Raw genomic sequence first — 17,737 nt, 5'->3', positions numbered from 1 at the left:
AATTATACAAATAAAGTATAACGTTTTGTGTCGCATATTGTTTGCAAAATAAAAAGCCCCGCGAACGAGTTCGCGGGACCTTCTCTCTCTAATGTACTAAAATGTTAGTCGTTCTTGTTGCGCTTTACCTTGTTTGCCACAGCCTTGGCGCCCTTCTTGACCTTGCCGAAGATGGCGTTGGGCAACCAGAAGAAGGTAGGAATCAGGTACATGGTAAGGATTGCAGACACAATCAAACCACCCACAGAAGCGATACCCATAGGCTGGGTCATTGCTGCCACATCACCACCCATTGCAAATGCCAGCGGAAGCTGAGCCACAACGGAAGCAAGTGTTGCAAGCACGATGGCCTGGAACTTGGACTTTGCTGCGGTCATCACAGCGGAACGTCGTCCCATGGCACCGCTTCGTAGCAGTCGGTTTGCTTCGTCAAGCAATAGAATAGCGTTGTTCACCACCACACCGATAAGCATCACGATAGCCATCAATGCAATCATGGACAGAGCCTTGCCTGTAAAGATGAGGCCCAGGAACACACCGATTGCACCCATAGGAATGGTAGTCATGATGATGAAGGGCTGTGCGAAGCTTTCGAGCAAGGCAACCAGCAAGATGTAGGTCATGAGGATAGCCATGATGATTGCTGCGATAAATTCTTCCACCATGTCGTTCTGCATGTCTGCGTTACCGCCGAAGCCCGTGGTAACACCTTCAGGAAGCTGGTCCTTCATTTCGGCAGCGAGAGCGCCAACCTTACCCATGATTTCACCAGTGGTGTGACCCGGGAGCAAGTTCATAGAAACGTCGATTCGAGTGCGCTTACGCTTACGTTCAATCTTGGTGGGGCCTGCTCCATCTTCGATGAAGAAGAGTTCCTTTGCAGAAACGTAACCCTTGGGGGTCAGCATGGGGAGGTCTTCGATGTCGGCGTGAGTGGCGCGGTCTTTTTCCTGCATACGGAAGTAGACGTCGTATTCTTCGCCGTTTTCAGAATAGGTACCTGCTTCATAACCGCTAACAGCAATATAGTTGTAGGTTGCCATCTGCTGGACGGTAGTTCCGTAGTCGGCCATGGCCTGACGGTTCGGAATCATACGAATTTCAGGTTTACCGGCTTCGTAGCTGGACTTGATTTCCACAACACCTTCAATCTTTTCTGCAACGGCTGCCTTGAGAATGTCGGCAGCCTTGATGACGGAGTCGGCGTAGAGACCGCTAACTTCAAGCACCACGTCACCGGCGGAGTTGTTGCTCATTTCGGAAGCGGAGGTACTCTTGACGGAAATGTAGGCATCAGGAATATCAGCCAGGTAAGGACGGATGGAGTCCACGATTTCGTCGGTACTGCGGGTACGGCCTTCCCAGCGCTTGATCATCTTGTAACGCATCTTGGCCTGATTTACGGAGGTAAAGCCGCTTTCGCCACCCACCGTCACACTGTACTGGCTGATTTCGGGAATGCCCTTCAGGCGGGATTCAATGATCTTGGTAACGCTATCCGTTGTTTCGATATTGGTACCCACAGGCATTTCCAAAGTCACGGCCATCATACCCTGGTCCTGACGGGGAGAAAGTTCCACAGTCATGTGGTTCTTTACCATGTAGCCCACGAACATCACCATGGCGACAAGGGCGCCAACCTGGAAAATCACACCGAAAATGGAGAGTGCAAAGCTAAGGGTCTTGAGGTAGACAAAGCGAACACCGTTCATGATGGCGGGGAAGATGCCCATGATGGCACCAAAGATTCGACCGATAATGCCAGGCTTTTCTTCGATGATGTTGCCATTCTCGTCACGCTTCTTGCCCTTGAACAGGTAGGCTGCCATCAGCGGGGTAAGAGTGAAGGTGATGAGGAGGGACACAACCGTTGCGAACACCATGGTCATACCGTAGGTCTTGAAGAAGATACCCACGATGGACTTCATGAATGCAATAGGCACGAACACGCAAACGTTGGTGAGGGTAGAAGCCATAATGGCCACCATGATTTCAGAAGTACCCTTATAGGCAGCTTCCTTGGGATCAAGGCCTTCTTGCAACTTGGCGTTAATATTTTCAAGCACCACGATGGAGTTGGTCACCAACAGACCCACTGCAGAAGAAAGAGCCATCAAACTCATCATGTTGATACCGAAACCGGCGAAGTACATGAGGGTAAAGGAACCCACCACGGAAATCGGCATGGTCAGTGCTGCGATAAGCATGGTTGAAAGCTTACCCAGGAACAGGAGCAACAAGACGGAGGTCAAGAGAATTGCGACGATAATGTTCTGAATCACGTTGTCGATAGATTCGCTCACTGCTTCAGACTTGTCGTAAACCAGATGGAGTTCGAAACCAGGAGGCAGAGTCTTGTTGACTTCATTCAGACGCTTGATCACACCCTGGGCGACTTCCACCACGTTTGCGTCAGAGCGCTTTTTGATATCCAGAGAAACAGAGTTGATGCCGTTGAAACGAGATGCAGAAGTAATGGTCTTGACGGTGTCCTTCACCTTTGCGACTTCGCCCAGCTTGATAACGCCAGAAGCGGTGGGGAGGTCCAGGTTGCGGATTTCATCGAGGCTGCGGAACTTACCGGCAGTACGCACAGAAGTATTCTTGCGCTTACCGATGACTTCACCCACAGGGTTGTTGATGTTAGAGGCTCCGTACATACCCATCATGGTAGCGATATCTACGCCACGGTTCTTGAGCATGTCCTTGTCCAATTCCACAGAAATCTGACGGGTGGTACCACCGAAGATATCGACGCTAGCAACGCCGGGAACGGAAGTGAAGAGCGGCTGAATGTCGTCTTCCACCTTCTGGCGGAGTTCGGTAGAGTTTGCGGGACCGGTGAAGGAAATGGACATAATTGCAGAAGCGTTAATGTCCACCTTGGAAATGATGGGAGCTTCGGCTGCATCGGGGAAGTCGGCTGCAGCCTGTTCCACCTTGGCGCGGACGTCGTTTGCGGCCACGTCAACGTTGATGCCCATGTTAAACATGGCAACGATAATGCCGTAGTTTTCCATACAGATGGACTGCACGTAGTCGATACCGTCCACCAGTTCCACCTGTTCTTCGGCGGGCTTAATAATTGTAGATTCGATTTCTTCCGGGTTTGCACCAGGGTAGACAACCACTGCGGTTACAACGGGAATATCGAATTTCGGCATCAAGTCCACCACCATCATACGGTAGGTGTAGATACCGAACACCACCACGGTCAAGATGACCATGAGCATGGTGATTGGTTTGTAAATACTTGCCTTAATCATTCAAAAAGTCTCCCGGGATTATTCTACGATGAGAACCTTGTCGCCGTCGTTCATCTTGGACTGACCTTCGACCATCACGACGTCGCCATCGCTAAGTCCATCTACAATTTGGACATCTCCGTTTGCCTGAACGCCAACCTGCACAATCTTGCGCTTGGCGTTACCTTCGCCATCAACAGTCCATACTGTGTTAAGACCGTTGCGGTAAACGATTGCTTCGGCAGGAACGACTACGCCGCTAACCTGCTGCATGTCCATGTCCGCTGTAATGTACATGCCGGGGAGGAGCTTCTTGTTCTTGTTATCGAAGGTAACTTCAACAGGGAAGAAGCGGGTCTGGGGATTGGCAGCCAGAGGAATAGTGGTCACCTTACCCTTCACCTTCTTGCCGTCGGCGAGGGTAACAGTTGCTGCAGCGCCCTTCTTGAAAAGACCGATGTCCTGGCTGGTAATGTTCAGCTTCAGGATGACCTGGTCCAGCTTTGCGATGGTGCAGAATGTACCCTGTCCCGGAACCTGTCCCACCTGGAACTTCATTTCTGTAACGACACCGGAAGAAGGTGCCAAAATCTTGTTTGCACGTTCCAAAGTTTCCAAGTTCATCTTGGCGATCTTCAGCTGCAGTTCCTGGGAATCCATATCCTGCTGAGTGATGCCGCCCTTGGCGTGGAGATCGCGCATACGTTCGGTTGCCTTTTCCAGGAGGGCAATCTGTTCCTTGGTCTGTTCCAACTGGGTGTTGTCTGCGGAACGTACGTATTCTGCGAGAACCTGATCCTTCGTGACGTTGCTGCCGACCTTTACGTTGATTGCGGCGAGAGGATCGTTCATCTTGGAAATGGCGTAAGTCTGCTGCATGCCTTCGATGGTGCCGCTGAACTTGCGCACGTCGGTAAGCTTGGCCTTGGTTGCCTTTACGACGCGAGCGGGCTTGCCATTCTGCTTCTGGATTTCTTCGATGGTTGCAACCTTGGGCTTGTTTTCCTTTTCATCCTTTTTGAGGTCGCAGCCGGCGAAAAGCAGGGAGGCTGCCATGAGAGTTACGATTGTCTTAACGGTCTTGTTCATTTTCTTCCTCTTTTCTCTTAATATTCACCGGTTGCCTGGAGCAGAGCTTCGTATGCGGAGTTCCAGTTCTTGAGGGCTTCGAAGTATTCCAGCTTTGCCTTACGCAGGCTTACCAATGCGGTAAGCAGGTTTATCTGGGTTTCTCGGCCAACTTTAAAAGCTGCGTCGGTTAGATCGTAATTTTTTTGTGCCAGCTCTACGGAACGTTTCTTCATGTCGATTTGCTGACGTGCGTTTCCGAGGGTGCTGAGGCAGGATTCAATCTGCAGGCGGAATCCGCGTTCTGCCTGGTCCTTGAGAATCTGGGTGGATCGCAAGTCGGATTTTGCCTGGGCAACCTTTTCGGTGGTCTGCTTACCATTGAAGAGGTTCATGGTGACGGCAAGAGCGATATACTTGTTGATGTTCTTGTCCCAGTTAGGTGCATCCCACTTGTAGAATTCATTCTGCTTGTTTGAATATTCTACACCGCCCACAAGTACAACGGTAGGCTTGAAACTGCCTTCTTCGATGTCAACCAACTTGGTGTCGATTTCTTCCTTGGCGGCAAGCTGAGCCAGTTCCTTGCGGCGCTTCTTGACACCTTCCATGGAAAGGTCCGGCATAGGGGTCTTTTCGGGGTCGCGGAATTCACCAGTGAACTTTACTTCGGGATCATAGGGGAGGCCCATGATGTTGAGAATGCCGTTGCGTGCCACGATCTGAGTCTTCTTGAGGCCCTCGATACCCGACTTGAGGCCATCCAGTTCCAGCTGGGCGCGGACAACGTCCAGTTCTGTACCGAGGCCGCTCTGGTATGCCTGAGTGGCCAAATCCACGGCGTTCTGGAGGAGTTCCATGGTCTCTTCGGTGACGGCAACGGAACTATCCAGGAAAATGACGGTGTTGAAGGCTTCATCAACCTGGGCGCGGACGTCATTCTTGGTCTTTTCGAGGGTGATTTCGCTGGCGAGCTTTGCTGTCTTGGCAATTTCAATACCGGTACCCACCTTGCCGCCGGCGTAAAGAATCTGGGTGGCGGTGATGCCCAAACTGGACTGCCAACGGTATCCTTGAGCTTTCATGGCGGAAACAAGTCCGTCAATGCCGCCTGCGGCAGCCATATCATAGGCAGAGGGGGCACCGTAATCGGGGTTTTGTGCCATTCCCTTCATGGCATCGGACATATCTGAACTTGCCTTGACGTCATCCAGGCCGAAAATTCGGGTCACTTTGGCAGAGAGATCGATGCTGGGGTATGCATTGCCGTAGCCTTCGCTAACTGCGGACTGAGTCTTTTTCAGGCTTTCTTCTGCAGATTTTACATCGGATGAGTTTTCAAGGGCCACCTTGATAGCTTCTTCGCGGGTATATACCTGTCCTGCGAACGTCTGAGCGGCCATGCTTAGGGCAATTGTCACAGCCATTGTGGCCGAAATAGCAAGTTGCTTAGACATAATTCTCCTGTTTAATTTTTTTACGTGCCAAATTTAGGAAAATGAGGGGGTGATTCAAGGGCTTTTTTCCCTAGGGTCTGTATGAACGGGCCATTTTGGCGTATGAATGAAGAAAAAAATGAAAGAACCCCCTTTTTTAGGGGGTTCTTTTACATAAAATGTAAAATATTTTTGGCTCTTTTTTCCTCAAAAATGGTTGTAAATGAGGTAAAAAAGATGGAAAAATTACATCAAACCGGGGATTTTCATGCCGCCTGTAATGTCGGAAATGCTGGACTGGGTGGCTTCATCTTTTTTCTTGACAGCGGAGTTGATGGCAGCCATGAGCAGGTCTTCCAGGGCTTCCACGTCGTCCTTGTCTACGGCATCCGGGTTGATCTTGATCATGGTGACCACGCCCTTACCGTTCATGGCGATCTTGACCATACCACCACCGGCTTCTGCTTCGAAACTCTGGGCTTTAAGATCGCTCTGGGCCTTCATCATCTTGCTCTGCATCTTCTGAAGGTCTCTCAACATTTTGCTCATGTCCATAGTATTATTCCTTTCTTATGTTCAAAAATGCGTGTCTAAATTGACTTTTTTCTTTTTTTTATAAATGTTCGCAGTTAAAATATGCTGATTTTATACAAAAAGACGAAAAATTTGGGCAAACATAGTTTTTTTTAGTTGTCCTGCTCCGCCATTTCGAGGTCTTCTTCGGTCTGTTGCACGGTAACCTGGCGCTTGCTCTTGCGGGAATAGATTAGTTCCGCATTGAAAAGTTCCTTGAGGCGTTGGAGGCCCGGCTCCTTCTGGATATCCAGTTCATAGGGGGACATCTGGGCCTGCATTCGTTGGTGAAGTTCCTGGGCGTTGAGGGCACGGGTCTTCACGGAGAGTGCAACCGGGGTCTGTAGGCAATTTTCCAGAATCTGCTTTAGACGTTCCAGGTATTCCGGGTGTTCTTCCATCTGCTTGGGGCCCCAGGCGTCTTTACCGGCGTCGCCTACATAAGTCAGGGCGATGGGGAAGGGGGTTTCCTGGATGTTGCCCGTTTCAAGCACGGAATCGTTGAGGGCCACAGAAAAGGCGAAGTCTCCGTCATCGTTGATGCGGTTTCTGATGGAACCCCAGGCGGCAGCCACTTCGTAGCGGCTGTAGACGTCGCCGTAGTAACCTCCAGAGATGCCCCTTTCCATGGCGGCAAAGGGATTTTCTGCGGCTTGCTGGAGTGCCTTGGCTTCTTCCTGGGCGTCCAGCATATTCTGGACATCAGTTACTTTTTTTTTTAGCGCCTCTTGGTCAGCACTGGCCGAGGCGTTTGCGGGATCGTTGATGGCGGCAAGAGCTCGCCTCAAGTCGACGATTCTGTCGAGCCATGCCATTCGGGCGAATGTTGTTTCTACCAGAAGGCGGGGGTTGGTGCTGTAACGCAGTGTACCCTGGAGGTCGATCAGCATCTTGGAAATGCGGAGGATGTCTACGTTGCCAAGGCCGGGAACGGCGCTCTTGTACTTGGAGTACATTTCGTCGGAGACGTTCAGGGCGTCGGCGGTAAAGGCGTCCAGACGGGAGTACAGCAGGTTACGGAGGAACTTGCCGAAACCATCCAGCAGGGGAGTAAATTCGATACCGCGCTTGCAGGCGTCATCGACCATATGGAAGCAGGCCTTGAGGTCGTGGCTTTCGATGGCATTAATCAGCGTGAAGAACAGTTCTACAGGGGGAATGCCCAGAACGCTGCGTACGGCTTCGGCGGTCATTTCGCTGCCGGTAAAGGCGTAGGCCTGATCGAAATAGGTGAGGCCGTCACGCATGGAACCGTCTGCCTTTTCGGCGAACACGTCAAGAGTTTCGTCGGAGGCGTTGATGTTTTCCTGTTCGCAAATGTAGCGCAGACGGCTGCGGACCTGTTCTACAGAAAGGCGCTTGAAGTCAAAACGCTGCACGCGGCTAAGAATAGTCTGGGGCACCTTGTTGACTTCGGTGGTGGCGAAGATAAAGATTACATGTTCAGGCGGTTCTTCAAGAGTCTTCAGCAAGGCGTTGAAGGCACCGGTAGAAAGCATGTGGACTTCGTCGATGATAAAAATCTTGTACTTGCCGATAACAGGCGGGTACTGCACACGTTCGATCACGTCGCGGATATTGTCCACACCGGTATTGGATGCGGCGTCGATTTCGAAAATATCCATGGGATTGCCGCCGGCAAAGTCCTTACAGCTGGGGCATTCGCCACAGGGGTGGAGCGGGTCGCCGCCGGTGCAGTTCAGAGTACGGGCGAGGATACGGGCACTGGTGGTCTTACCGACGCCGCGGGTTCCGGTAAACAGGAAAGCGTGGTGAAGACGGCCCCCTTCAATTGCATTCTGAAGGGTTTTTGCGATGTGTTCCTGACCGACCATGTCGGAGAAAGATTGCGGACGCCACTTACGGGCCATTGCTACGTATGCCATGGGCTGGAATATAGTAAAATAGTTTAAAGGGTAAAGTTTAAAGGGGACAGATTAAGGGGGGAGGGTGGAGCCTGCGGCTCCTTTGAGGTTGTTAGGTCGCTCGCGGGGCTCGCTTTTTAGGTTTCAGACTCCAGGTTTCAGACAACTGGTATGAGGTGCTAGAAGTGAGGGGTGAGATATGAGTTATCAGATACGAGTTATGAGGTATTATAATCGCGCCGGAGGCGCCTAGAGTCACCCTGAGGACGTTCAGGGTCTTATGCACTCATGAGATTCCGAAACAAGTTCGGAATGACAAACGCAAACACTCGTCAAAGCCATATCTCATAAATCCTTTTCACTATTCACTGTTCACCCTTCGCTGTTCACTATTTTATTGTATCTTTAGCAAAAACAAACGAGGTACTAATGAATCCGAATCTTGCTCTTTTGATCCTTTCCTGGCAGGTGGCTTGCCTTTTTCATGAAACTGAAACCGAAAAACTTTTGCCGGGTTCCGCCTCTGCAACTGAAGCCGAAAGCGATGAACTGGACAAGATTCATGACGAACTGACTCCGAACGTAAGTTGGGACGATTTCAATAACATCTATGGCAAGTTCCGCAACGCCAAGGATCGTATTGATGCCTGTGTGGCAGCCATCAAGGGTGAGTCCGAAGAATTTAAGCGTGCTGTGCTGAACGCCATGATCCGCGTGGCAGAAGCTTCTAACGAAGACGGAAACGCAAGCAACATTTCTCCCGAAGAAAAGGCCTTTATTGGCCAGGTGAAGGACGCCCTGGGAGTTTGATAGCTTAGAGCTTATAGTTTAAAGGTTAAAGTATAAAGGAAAAATCCTCGCAGCTGGACTGCGAGGATTTTTTGATGTTCAATCTTTTTTGAAGCCTAAAGGTTAAAGTTTCTCTTTACGCTTTGACCTTTTCGCTTTCCGCTATCTCAGAACGATGTCGCCGTTAGCAACCAGCTTGTCGCGGAGCTTGTTGTGGGCCTTGTTCACTTCGTCGTCGGTCAAGGTGCGGTCCATGGTCTGGTAGGTCAGACTATAGACCATGTTCTTCTTGCCGGCTTCAATCTTTTCACCTTCGTAGATACTCTTGAGGGAAATCTTGGCAAGGTTCTTGGGATTGAGACCCTTGATGCGGGCGACGATTTCTTCGTGGGTGAGGCTCTTTGCCACTTCCAGGGAGATATCGCGGGTAGAAGGAACCTGACGACTGAAGGCCTGGAAGATAATCTTCTTGTGGCTTTCTTCAATCATCTTGTCCAGGTTAGCTTCCATCACATAGGTTTCGTAACCGATTTCGAAGGACTTGGCTACAGACGGATGCAGGGCGCCCATGGTGCCGAGAACGGTCTTGCCGCAGACGATTTCGGTCTGCTTGCCCGGATGCATAAAGGCTTCCAACTTTTCGGGAACGCGGAATTCGACAACGAGACCGCAGCGCTTGAAGAAAGACTGGACCAGACCCTTGAAGGCGGCAAAGTCAATCTGAGCGGGCTTGTCGTTCAGCGGGTTCACGTCGAATGCACCAGCAACGGTAAGGGCGATGAGGTTGGATTCGTCAAAGCCGTTGTCGCGGACGTCGGCACGTTCTCGCTTGAACTGACCCTTGGCCACTTCGAACAAGCGAACGGAACCGGGGCGATTCTTTTCATTTTCGGCAACGTTCTTCAGCAAGTTGGGGAGGAGAGAAGTTGGAACAACGCCCAGTTCTTCGGAAAGCGGATTCAGAAGTGCTGCAGGGTTTGCGCGGCGGTCAGAAGCGTTGGTGCCGAAGAGAGCCTCGGTGCGAGCCTTGCTGGTGAAGCGCAGGTTCAAGCATTCATGGAGGCCCATGGCAGAGAGAGTTCTGCGGATCTTTCTGTTCATCACTTCCACAGCCGGCAGTTCGTTGGGCTGCATGGTGAACTTGGGCAGGCTGTAAGGAATGTTGTCGAAGCCTACGAGACGTGCCACTTCTTCAATAAGGTCAACTTCGCGTTCCAGGTCCGGACGGTTACCCGGAATTTCGAAGGTCATGGTTTCGCCGTTCTCTGCAGCCAGCTTCAGGTTGATGCTGGTGAGGTGCTTGCGGATCACGTCGGCAGCGATGTCCATACCGATGATCTTTGCAACGCGGGAAACACGGAGGTCAATCTTGGTCAGTTCCTTCTGGTGGTCTTCGCCGGTGTATTCCACGCAACCCTTCAGGACCTTGCCGCCAGCCACTTCCTGGATCATGGCGCAAGCGTACTTGCTGTATTCGTCCTGGGTGGTGGTGTCGATGCCACGTTCGAAGCGGTAGCTGGAGTCGGAGCCAATGCCCAGACGCTTTGCCTGCTTACGGACGATGGTGGGGTTGAAGTAGGCGCTTTCCAAGAGAACGTTCTTGGTGGTGTCCACAATTTCGGATTCTACGCCGCCCATGGTGCCGGCTACGGCTACGGGACGGTCGCCATCGCAAATGACCAGTTCAGCTTCGGTCAGTTCGTGGTCGGTGTGGTCGATGGTCTGGATCTTTTCGCCCTTCACAGCGCGACGGACCTTGATCATGGAACCCTTCAGCTGATCCATGTCAAAGCTATGGAGGGGCTGACCTACGTCCATGAGGATAAAGTTGGTAACGTCCACAACGTTGTTGATGGAGTTCATGCCGACGGTGTGGAGAAGTTTAGCCAGCCAGCTGGGGCTCTGCTTGACTTCAACGCCCTTGATGACGCGGGCGGTATAGCGGGAGCAACCGCAACCGGGGATAACTTCAACAGATGCTGCGGAGGATGCGGCTTCTGCTTCTTCAACCAGGTTGTAGGCCAGGGGCTTCAGTTCGCGACCGAACTTGGCTGCCAGTTCGCGGGCGACACCGCGGTGGCAAAGTGCGTCGGGGCGGTTGGGGGTGACGTTCAGTTCGAAGCAGACGTCGTACATGCCCAGGCTTACGAAAGGAGTGCCGGCGGGGATGGAGTCGTCCAGAACCATGATGCCACCGTGGTCGTCGGAAAGGCCGATTTCGTCTTCAGCGCAAATCATGCCGAAGCTTTCTACGCCGCGGATCTTGGACTTCTTCATCTTGAGGACGGTGCCGTCGCTCATGGGCAGTTCTGCACCGATGGGAGCGAGAACCACGGTCTGGCCTGCAGCAACGTTAGGTGCGCCGCAAACCACCTGAACAACTTCCTTGCCGTTGTCGACTGTGGTGATGTGGAGGTGATCGCTGTCCGGATGGTTTTCGCAGGTGAGGACCTTTGCCACCACCAGCTTGTCGTAAACCTTACCCGGTTCTTCGATGCCTTCAACTTCCAAACCGATGGAAGTCAATGCTTTTTCGATTTCTGCCACAGATTCCGGCAGATCCACGTGACGCTTCAGCCAACTTAAAGAAACTTTCATCTTTTATTCCTTTTTTAACTGCATCCTGTACTGCAATCTTTTTTAAAGACAGCAGGCTCTTGTGCAGCCCATAAATTACGCGGGACAATTTAGAAATAATAAAAGCCTCGGTCTTGGGACCGGGGTGTTAAAATGCGTTTTGACAGCGTTGGAGACTCTTTGGGGCTGGACCTAGGCGAACTTTAATGCGGGCAGGATTTCTTCGACGAATGCAGTAATCCAGTCGGGGTTTGCATTTAGGCAAGGAATACGCTTGAGTCGAGGACCGCCAGCACTGTAATAGATCTGAGACACCTCGTCGTCAATTTCGTAGATTGTTTCCAAATTGTCTGCGGTAAAGACGGGACTTACCACAACGACGGGTTTGTTTTGTTCGCCCAGCTGCTGCAAAGTCTCTGCCAGTGATGGCCCCAACCACTTTCCAGAGGGGAGCTTGCCGGGCTTGTACTTGCTTTGGTAAACCAGGTGGGCTTCTCCGCTGAATTTGTCGCCTGCAATTTCTGCGAGGCTTTGGCAAATGCTCTTGAAACTTTGTTCGCAGTCGCTGCGGTAAGGGTCGCTTGCGTTTTCTACACGCCAACTTTGGATCGAATGGAATGACACAAGAAGGGTGTCTTCCTCTTCGATTTGCTCGCTAATGGTTTTTGCCACTTCTCGGGCCCAGGCTTCGTTTTGGCAGAAACCTGTGGCAGATAAAATCTTCCCCTTGAACTTGATTTTCCTGGCACAGTCCAATACGTTGTCGATGGCTGCCTGTGTGGTAACGCCAGATCGCTGCGGGTACAAAGGCAGCATGTGAACTGTGTCGACACCGTCTTTTTCAAGTTGCTTTAGGGTTTCGCTAATGGATGGAGTACAGCCGTATTGATAGGCGAGACGGATTGTGACGTAGTCTTCAACCTTGTGCTGTTCCAGTGCGTCCGATGCGACGAATTTCCTGCGGAGTGCCGTCAGAAATTCTTCAGAGTACGTTACCAGCGGCATTTCCTTGAAATCGTTGCTGTTAAACATCTGAAGGTATTTGTCGTAACTAGAAAATTTGCCCTTTGGCAAAATGACGAACTTTAATAGCAGCTTCCAAAATAAGCTCTTCTTGCCTATGGTATGCCAGTCTCCAAGAAACTGATGGAGATAAGTCTCGATGTCATCGACATCAAGATTGGCGGGGGAGCCTAATTGAACCAGAAGAAGAGCGGTTGACATTACCTGCGGCGGCTCTGCTGGAAGTTGTTTTCCTTGCGTTCGTAGGGCTTGCGCTTCAGCTGGTCTAGAACAGATTGCAGTTCCTTGGGCAGGGGGCAATCGAAAACTTTCTTTTCGCCCTGCCAGTCGAATTCCAGACGGCAACTGTGGAGGAATAGACGGTGCAGGCCCAGCTGCTTCTTGATTTCGCGATTCAGGGCGAAGTCGCCGTAGCGGGAGTCGCCCAGCAGGGGGTGACCGATGCTTGCGAAATGGGCGCGAATCTGGTGCATACGACCGGTTTCCAATTTAATCTTAACCAGGTCGAAACCGATGTAATGCTGCTTGACGCGGTAATGGGTGACGGCCTCCTTGGCGTCCTTGGAGTCTTCGCCAACTTTCATCTTGCTACCCTTGGCGGCGTCGGTGCGGGTCAGTTTTTCGCTGATGGTGCCGCGGTCCTTGGAAAGGTTGCCCTTGACCAGGGCGAAGTAATACTTGTCTACTTCGTGTTCGCGGATCATGCGGGTAAGTTCGCGGAGGGTGTCGCCGTGGAGGGCCACCATGATCATGCCGGAAGTTTCCTGGTCCAGTCGGTGGGCGATGGTGGGCTTGAAGTCCAGATCTTCCTTGCGGCCCCATTCCCACAGGTATTCCACCAGGCTTTCGCCGGGCTTGGTGCCGGAACCGGGCTGGCTTGCCAATCCCGAGGGCTTGTTCACGATCAGATAATCTTCGGTCTGGATGACGATGTCCAGTTCCTGAGCGCCCCAGTTGGACTGCTTCTCGGCGCCAGACATGTTCTTGCCCCAGGTGGATTTGTTCTTGGCGAAGCCTGTGACTGCAGATTTGTCGCGGTTTGCGCCTGCTGCGGAACCCGCTGCACCGGGGAAGGAAATGATGTTGGATTCGCCTGCTTCGTAGGCGGCTTCTACTTCGGCCTTGATCTGTGCGGACTGGGCGCGGCTCATGTCCTTTTCTTCTTCGGAAACGGACTTGAAGTTTTCATAGATGTTTACCAGATCGCCTTCCTGGAGCATCTGGTTTGCCTTGGCGACCACGCCATTGACGCGGACTTTCTTCTTGCGGATGACGGAGAAGAATACGGAGAGGGATTCCTCGGGGAAAGCCTTGCGGAGGAATCGGTCGAGACGCATATTTGCGAAGTTGCGGTCAATCTGGCGAGTAATCATATCAAACAGTGAAGAGTGAAAAGTGAATAGTTATGAGTGGTGAGCTATGAGCTGTGAGCTAAAGCTAGGCGCCTTCGGCGCGATTATAAAATTCAAGGCTCGCTGCAGAAAACTCACCGCTGAACAGGGCGCCTTTGGCGCGATTATCTACCTGAAAGGAGCCGTAGGCTCCGACCTCATACCTCATACCTGATACCTATTTCTTTGCGTAGTGGGCTAGACGGATGCCGTCGGCGGCGCTGGTGACGATTCCACCGGAGTAGCCGGCACCTTCACCAAGAACGTAAAGACCCTTGGTGTTGACGCTTTCTAAAGTTTCGTTATTGCGGGTGATGCGGAGGGGAGAACTGGTTCGAGTTTCCGGCGCCACAATCAAACCTTCTTCAATAAAGCCTGGAATCTTCTTGTCAAAATTCTGGAAGCCTTCTGCCAGGGAAGCGCAGATGGTCTTGTCCATCCAATCCCACATATTGCTGTTTACCAGGCCGCAGGGGTATGTGGTCTTGGGCAGATTCTTGTCGACGCGTTTTGCCAAAAAGTTCTTGATGGTCTGGGCGGGAGCGGCGTAGTTCTTACCGCCAACGGCGTAGGCGTCCGCTTCAATTTTGCGCTGCAAGTCAAGACCGCCAAAGAGGGTGCCGGCAGTCTTGATATCGAAACCTTCTGCACCCGGTGTAATAGGAACTGCGATGGCGCCGTTGGCCAAAGGACCGTTTCGATGGCTGTAGCTCATGCCGTTGGTGGCGAGAGTGCCGGGTTCTGAAGCGCAGGGCACCAGGACACCACCGGGGCACATGCAGAAACTGTAGGCAGAACTGGTCTTGTTCAAGGTCGGCGTTGCCAAAAAATATTCTGCGGAACCGGTAAGTTTAGTATCAATGTCGCGACCCAGCTGGCGCATGTTGATAAGCATCTGCGGGTGTTCTACGCGAACGCCCATGGCGAACGCCTTGCTTTCGAGAGAGACTCCGCGAGCATGGAGCATCTCGTAAATGTGACGTGCAGAATGGCCTACGGCGAGAACCAAGGCCTCGCAAGGCTGCCAATGGCTGGGGCAGATTTCTGCGAAGTCTGCAGAAGGAACTTCTCCCAAATTACGGCGGGACACGTCCCGCAGCTTGATGCCGCAAATCCGTCCGTCCTTGATTTCAATATCTTCCAGGGTGGTGCTGTAATGAATCTTGCCGCCCAGTCGTGCGATTTCGGCGCGAAGCTGACGTAACATCAAAACCAGTCGGTCCGTGCCGATGTGGGGCTTTGCAAAGGTGACTACGGATTCATCGACGCCGAAGGATACCATGTCCTTTAGTACCGCTTCAGAAAACAGGTTGCGACTGCGGGTGTTCAGTTTTCCATCACTGAAGGCACCTGCGCCTCCTTCGCCATAGAGCACGTTGCTGTATGCATTGAATTTTCGGTCTACAAAGAAACGGCGGATATCCCTAAAACGTTCTTCTACCAGTTTGCCTTGTTCGTAGAGGTCCACAGAAAAACCCTTGCGAAGCAAGTGTAGGGCTGCCCACAATCCGCTGGGACCTGCACCGATCACATCCACATGGCCTGCCATGGGAACGGTGTTGCGTTGGGGATCATTTTCCAGGGATTCGGTTTCTCGTGTGGCGGCCACCAAGCCCTTGGCGTGATTGCCCGTGGCTCGCAACTGGCGCTTTACTTCAAAAATGACATTGTAAGACCACTTTGGGTCTCCCTTCCGGCGGCTATCCAGAGAAAAACGTTCCACTTCCAGATTGAAGATTTCTTCGGGATGGATTCGCAATTCCCGGGCCAAAGCGGCTCGGTACTCACCCTTTTTGGCGAGGGCGACGGAAAGTTCTCTGTAGCGGTAAGTATACATCAACCCAAAGGTAGAAATTTACAGCGTACCTTCGTAAACCACAAGACGTTTTCCGTCGATGGTGACGGCCATGCCGCTTTCCAGAGCGTTGAAGGCACCCTTGGCTTGGGCGAGCCATACCAGGCGGGGGTTGATCAGAGGCAAGGTTTCTGCAGGAATTCTGCTTTCGCCGTCTACAATTACGCCGCGAACGTCTCGGAGTACGGGAATGTATTCTTCGGTCAGAGTGTTGCACAGCAAGATTTCGTTGCTGTCGCGACGCAGAAGCATGTAGGCTTCGGTGGGGGTCTTTGCGCGAAGGATACGGCCGTTGGCGCGGGCAATATCTGCAGAGGCGCAGCCGCCCTGTTCGCCCTTCACCAGTTCGTTACCCACGTGGAGGACTCGGATGGTGTTCACAATTTGTGCGCTAATGGGGTAGCCGGAAGCCATGACGATGCGGTCGGAAATGTGGACGGCTCCTGCGTCGTAGGCGCTCTTGATAGCGTTCTGCACCATGGAATCGGAGTCGTTTACTTCTTCGGCAAACAGAGGGAATACGCCCCAGTTCAAGAGGAGCTGGCGCTTGACCTGTGCGAAGGGAGTTACAGCAAGGATCGGCTGACTGGGACGGAACATGCTGATCATGCGGGCGGTGTTTCCGGTAAGCGTCGGCGTGATGAGGGCAGCGGCGTTCACTTCGCGGGCGGTCTGGTAGGCGTTCTGGGAAACGATGCGGCTCATGTCGCCCTGCAGATCCATTTCGAAGGATTCCCGCATCTTCTTGTAGTATTCGGGAGAATATTCTACGGTAACTGCAACGCGGACCAGAGTTTCTACCGCTTCGATGGGGTAGAGACCGTTGGCGGTTTCGCCGGAGAGCATCACGGCATCGGTACCGTCGAAAATAGCGTTAGCCACGTCGGTCAATTCCGCACGGGTGGGGCGGGGGTGCTGAATCATGGAGTCCAGCATCTGGGTGGCTGTAATGACGGGCTTGCCCAGCTGGCGGCAGACGCGGATGATGTGCTTCTGGGCCAGAGGAATTTTTTCGGTGGGCAGCTGAACGCCAAGGTCACCGCGGGCAATCATGATGCCGTCAGCCGTGGCGGCAATTTCGCGGATGTTGTTCAGACCTTCTTCGTTTTCAATCTTGGCGATAATCTTTGCCTTGGAATTGAGACTATCCAGATAGCGACGGATTTCCTGGACTTCGCTGGCGTAGCTTACGAAAGAGGCGGCGATAAAGTCTACGTCCTGTTCGGTACCGAACTTGATGTCGTTCTTGTCCTGTTCGCTCATGATGGGAAGGCCGGCGTGAAGACCGATCAGGTTCACGTTCTTCTTGCTTCCGATGGCTGCGGAATTCTTGGCGACGCACTTGACGGTAAAGCCGTCCGTTTCTTCTACGTCTAGTTCCAGGAGGCCGTCGGCAATAAGGATGCGGTGGCCGGGTTCAATCTTCTGGGGCAATTCCTTCCAGGAAAGGCTCAGCTTTGCCGGTTCGTTTTCGGTGGCGCCCTTGGTGAGGGTGTCGTCGACGGTTACCCAAACTTTGTCGCCCTTGTTGAACTGGATGACGGCATCACCCTCGGTATTGCCGGTGCGGATTTCGGGACCCTTGGTGTCCAACATCAAGGCGATGGGTCGCTTGAGGTTGGCAGAAACGCGCTTCACCCTGTCCATGGCATCCTTGTGGGATTCGTGGGAGCCGTGGGAGAAATTGAATCGGGCCACGTTCATGCCTGCGATAATCAGGCGGGAGACAACTTCGTCATCCTTGGTGGTGGGGCCCATGGAGCATACAATTTTCGTCTTGTGGGTGAACATTTTTCGCCTCTTTTTTTTTCGTCAGAAATCAAACTATTAATTTTCGGCGCCAATGATAAAAATTTTTAACACCTTCCCAAAGGGTAAAAGTGAACGTACTAAAAATGTATGAAAAAGGCGGGGC

The 17,737-nt window shown here is 52.3% G+C and carries 12 protein-coding genes; 1 reads left to right on the top strand and 11 read right to left on the bottom strand.

What is annotated here, in order from left to right; translation table 11 throughout:
• Positions 1 to 104: 104 nt before the first annotated feature.
• The 5 genes from BUB73_RS03705 to dnaX all read right to left on the bottom strand — a co-directional run bounded on the left by BUB73_RS03705 (position 105) and on the right by dnaX (position 8,208).
• Complete coding sequence (locus tag BUB73_RS03705) at positions 105 to 3,266, bottom strand: efflux RND transporter permease subunit (protein WP_073283705.1); 3,162 nt, start codon at positions 3,264 to 3,266, stop codon at positions 105 to 107.
• Between the two features lie 18 nt (positions 3,267 to 3,284).
• On the bottom strand, positions 3,285 to 4,334 hold the full coding sequence (locus tag BUB73_RS03700; protein WP_073156857.1) for an efflux RND transporter periplasmic adaptor subunit: 1,050 nt from the start codon (positions 4,332 to 4,334) through the stop codon (positions 3,285 to 3,287).
• A gap of 17 nt (positions 4,335 to 4,351) precedes the next feature.
• Complete coding sequence (locus BUB73_RS03695) at positions 4,352 to 5,770, bottom strand: TolC family protein (protein WP_073156854.1); 1,419 nt, start codon at positions 5,768 to 5,770, stop codon at positions 4,352 to 4,354.
• A gap of 225 nt (positions 5,771 to 5,995) precedes the next feature.
• Positions 5,996 to 6,304, bottom strand: a complete 309-nt coding sequence (locus tag BUB73_RS03690; RefSeq protein WP_073156852.1) for a YbaB/EbfC family nucleoid-associated protein — start codon at positions 6,302 to 6,304, stop codon at positions 5,996 to 5,998.
• Positions 6,305 to 6,435: 131 nt separating this feature from the next.
• Positions 6,436 to 8,208 (bottom strand): DNA polymerase III subunit gamma/tau, encoded by a 1,773-nt coding sequence (dnaX, locus tag BUB73_RS03685; RefSeq protein WP_073156849.1) that lies wholly within the window; start codon positions 8,206 to 8,208, stop codon positions 6,436 to 6,438.
• 408 nt (positions 8,209 to 8,616) lie between these two features.
• Here dnaX and BUB73_RS03680 point away from each other — a divergent pair, with 408 nt between their 5' ends.
• Positions 8,617 to 8,997 (top strand): hypothetical protein, encoded by a 381-nt coding sequence (locus tag BUB73_RS03680; protein WP_073283702.1) that lies wholly within the window; start codon positions 8,617 to 8,619, stop codon positions 8,995 to 8,997.
• A 141-nt stretch (positions 8,998 to 9,138) separates the two neighbouring features.
• On the opposite strand, the gene pheT is transcribed toward BUB73_RS03680, so the two are convergent.
• The 6 genes from pheT to pyk form a co-directional block, all read right to left on the bottom strand.
• Positions 9,139 to 11,574 (bottom strand): phenylalanine--tRNA ligase subunit beta, encoded by a 2,436-nt coding sequence (pheT, locus tag BUB73_RS03675; RefSeq protein ID WP_073283699.1) that lies wholly within the window; start codon positions 11,572 to 11,574, stop codon positions 9,139 to 9,141.
• 171 nt (positions 11,575 to 11,745) lie between these two features.
• Positions 11,746 to 12,777, bottom strand: a complete 1,032-nt coding sequence (hemH, locus tag BUB73_RS03670) for a ferrochelatase (RefSeq protein ID WP_073283696.1) — start codon at positions 12,775 to 12,777, stop codon at positions 11,746 to 11,748.
• The gene (locus BUB73_RS03665) at positions 12,777 to 13,949 is read right to left on the bottom strand and encodes an RluA family pseudouridine synthase (RefSeq protein ID WP_073156839.1); all 1,173 of its coding nucleotides are present in this window, start codon (positions 13,947 to 13,949) and stop codon (positions 12,777 to 12,779) included. Before BUB73_RS03665 ends, hemH begins: the two co-directional genes overlap by 1 nt.
• A 64-nt stretch (positions 13,950 to 14,013) precedes the next feature.
• Entirely contained in the window at positions 14,014 to 14,136 is a 123-nt protein-coding gene (locus tag BUB73_RS17810; protein ID WP_256374933.1) for a hypothetical protein, read from the bottom strand.
• Between the two features lie 9 nt (positions 14,137 to 14,145).
• Positions 14,146 to 15,804 carry an NAD(P)/FAD-dependent oxidoreductase gene (locus tag BUB73_RS03660; protein WP_073283693.1) on the bottom strand — a complete coding sequence of 553 codons (1,659 nt, stop codon included), beginning with the start codon at positions 15,802 to 15,804 and terminating at the stop codon, positions 14,146 to 14,148.
• An 18-nt stretch (positions 15,805 to 15,822) separates the two neighbouring features.
• Positions 15,823 to 17,613 (bottom strand): pyruvate kinase, encoded by a 1,791-nt coding sequence (pyk, locus tag BUB73_RS03655; RefSeq protein WP_073283690.1) that lies wholly within the window; start codon positions 17,611 to 17,613, stop codon positions 15,823 to 15,825.
• Positions 17,614 to 17,737: the final 124 nt, after the last annotated feature.

This window comes from Fibrobacter sp. UWH6, from assembly GCF_900142465.1.
GTDB lineage: Bacteria > Fibrobacterota > Fibrobacteria > Fibrobacterales > Fibrobacteraceae > Fibrobacter.
Note: the sequence above shows the minus strand (reverse complement) of the source record. Positions and strands in the feature narration are given on the sequence as shown.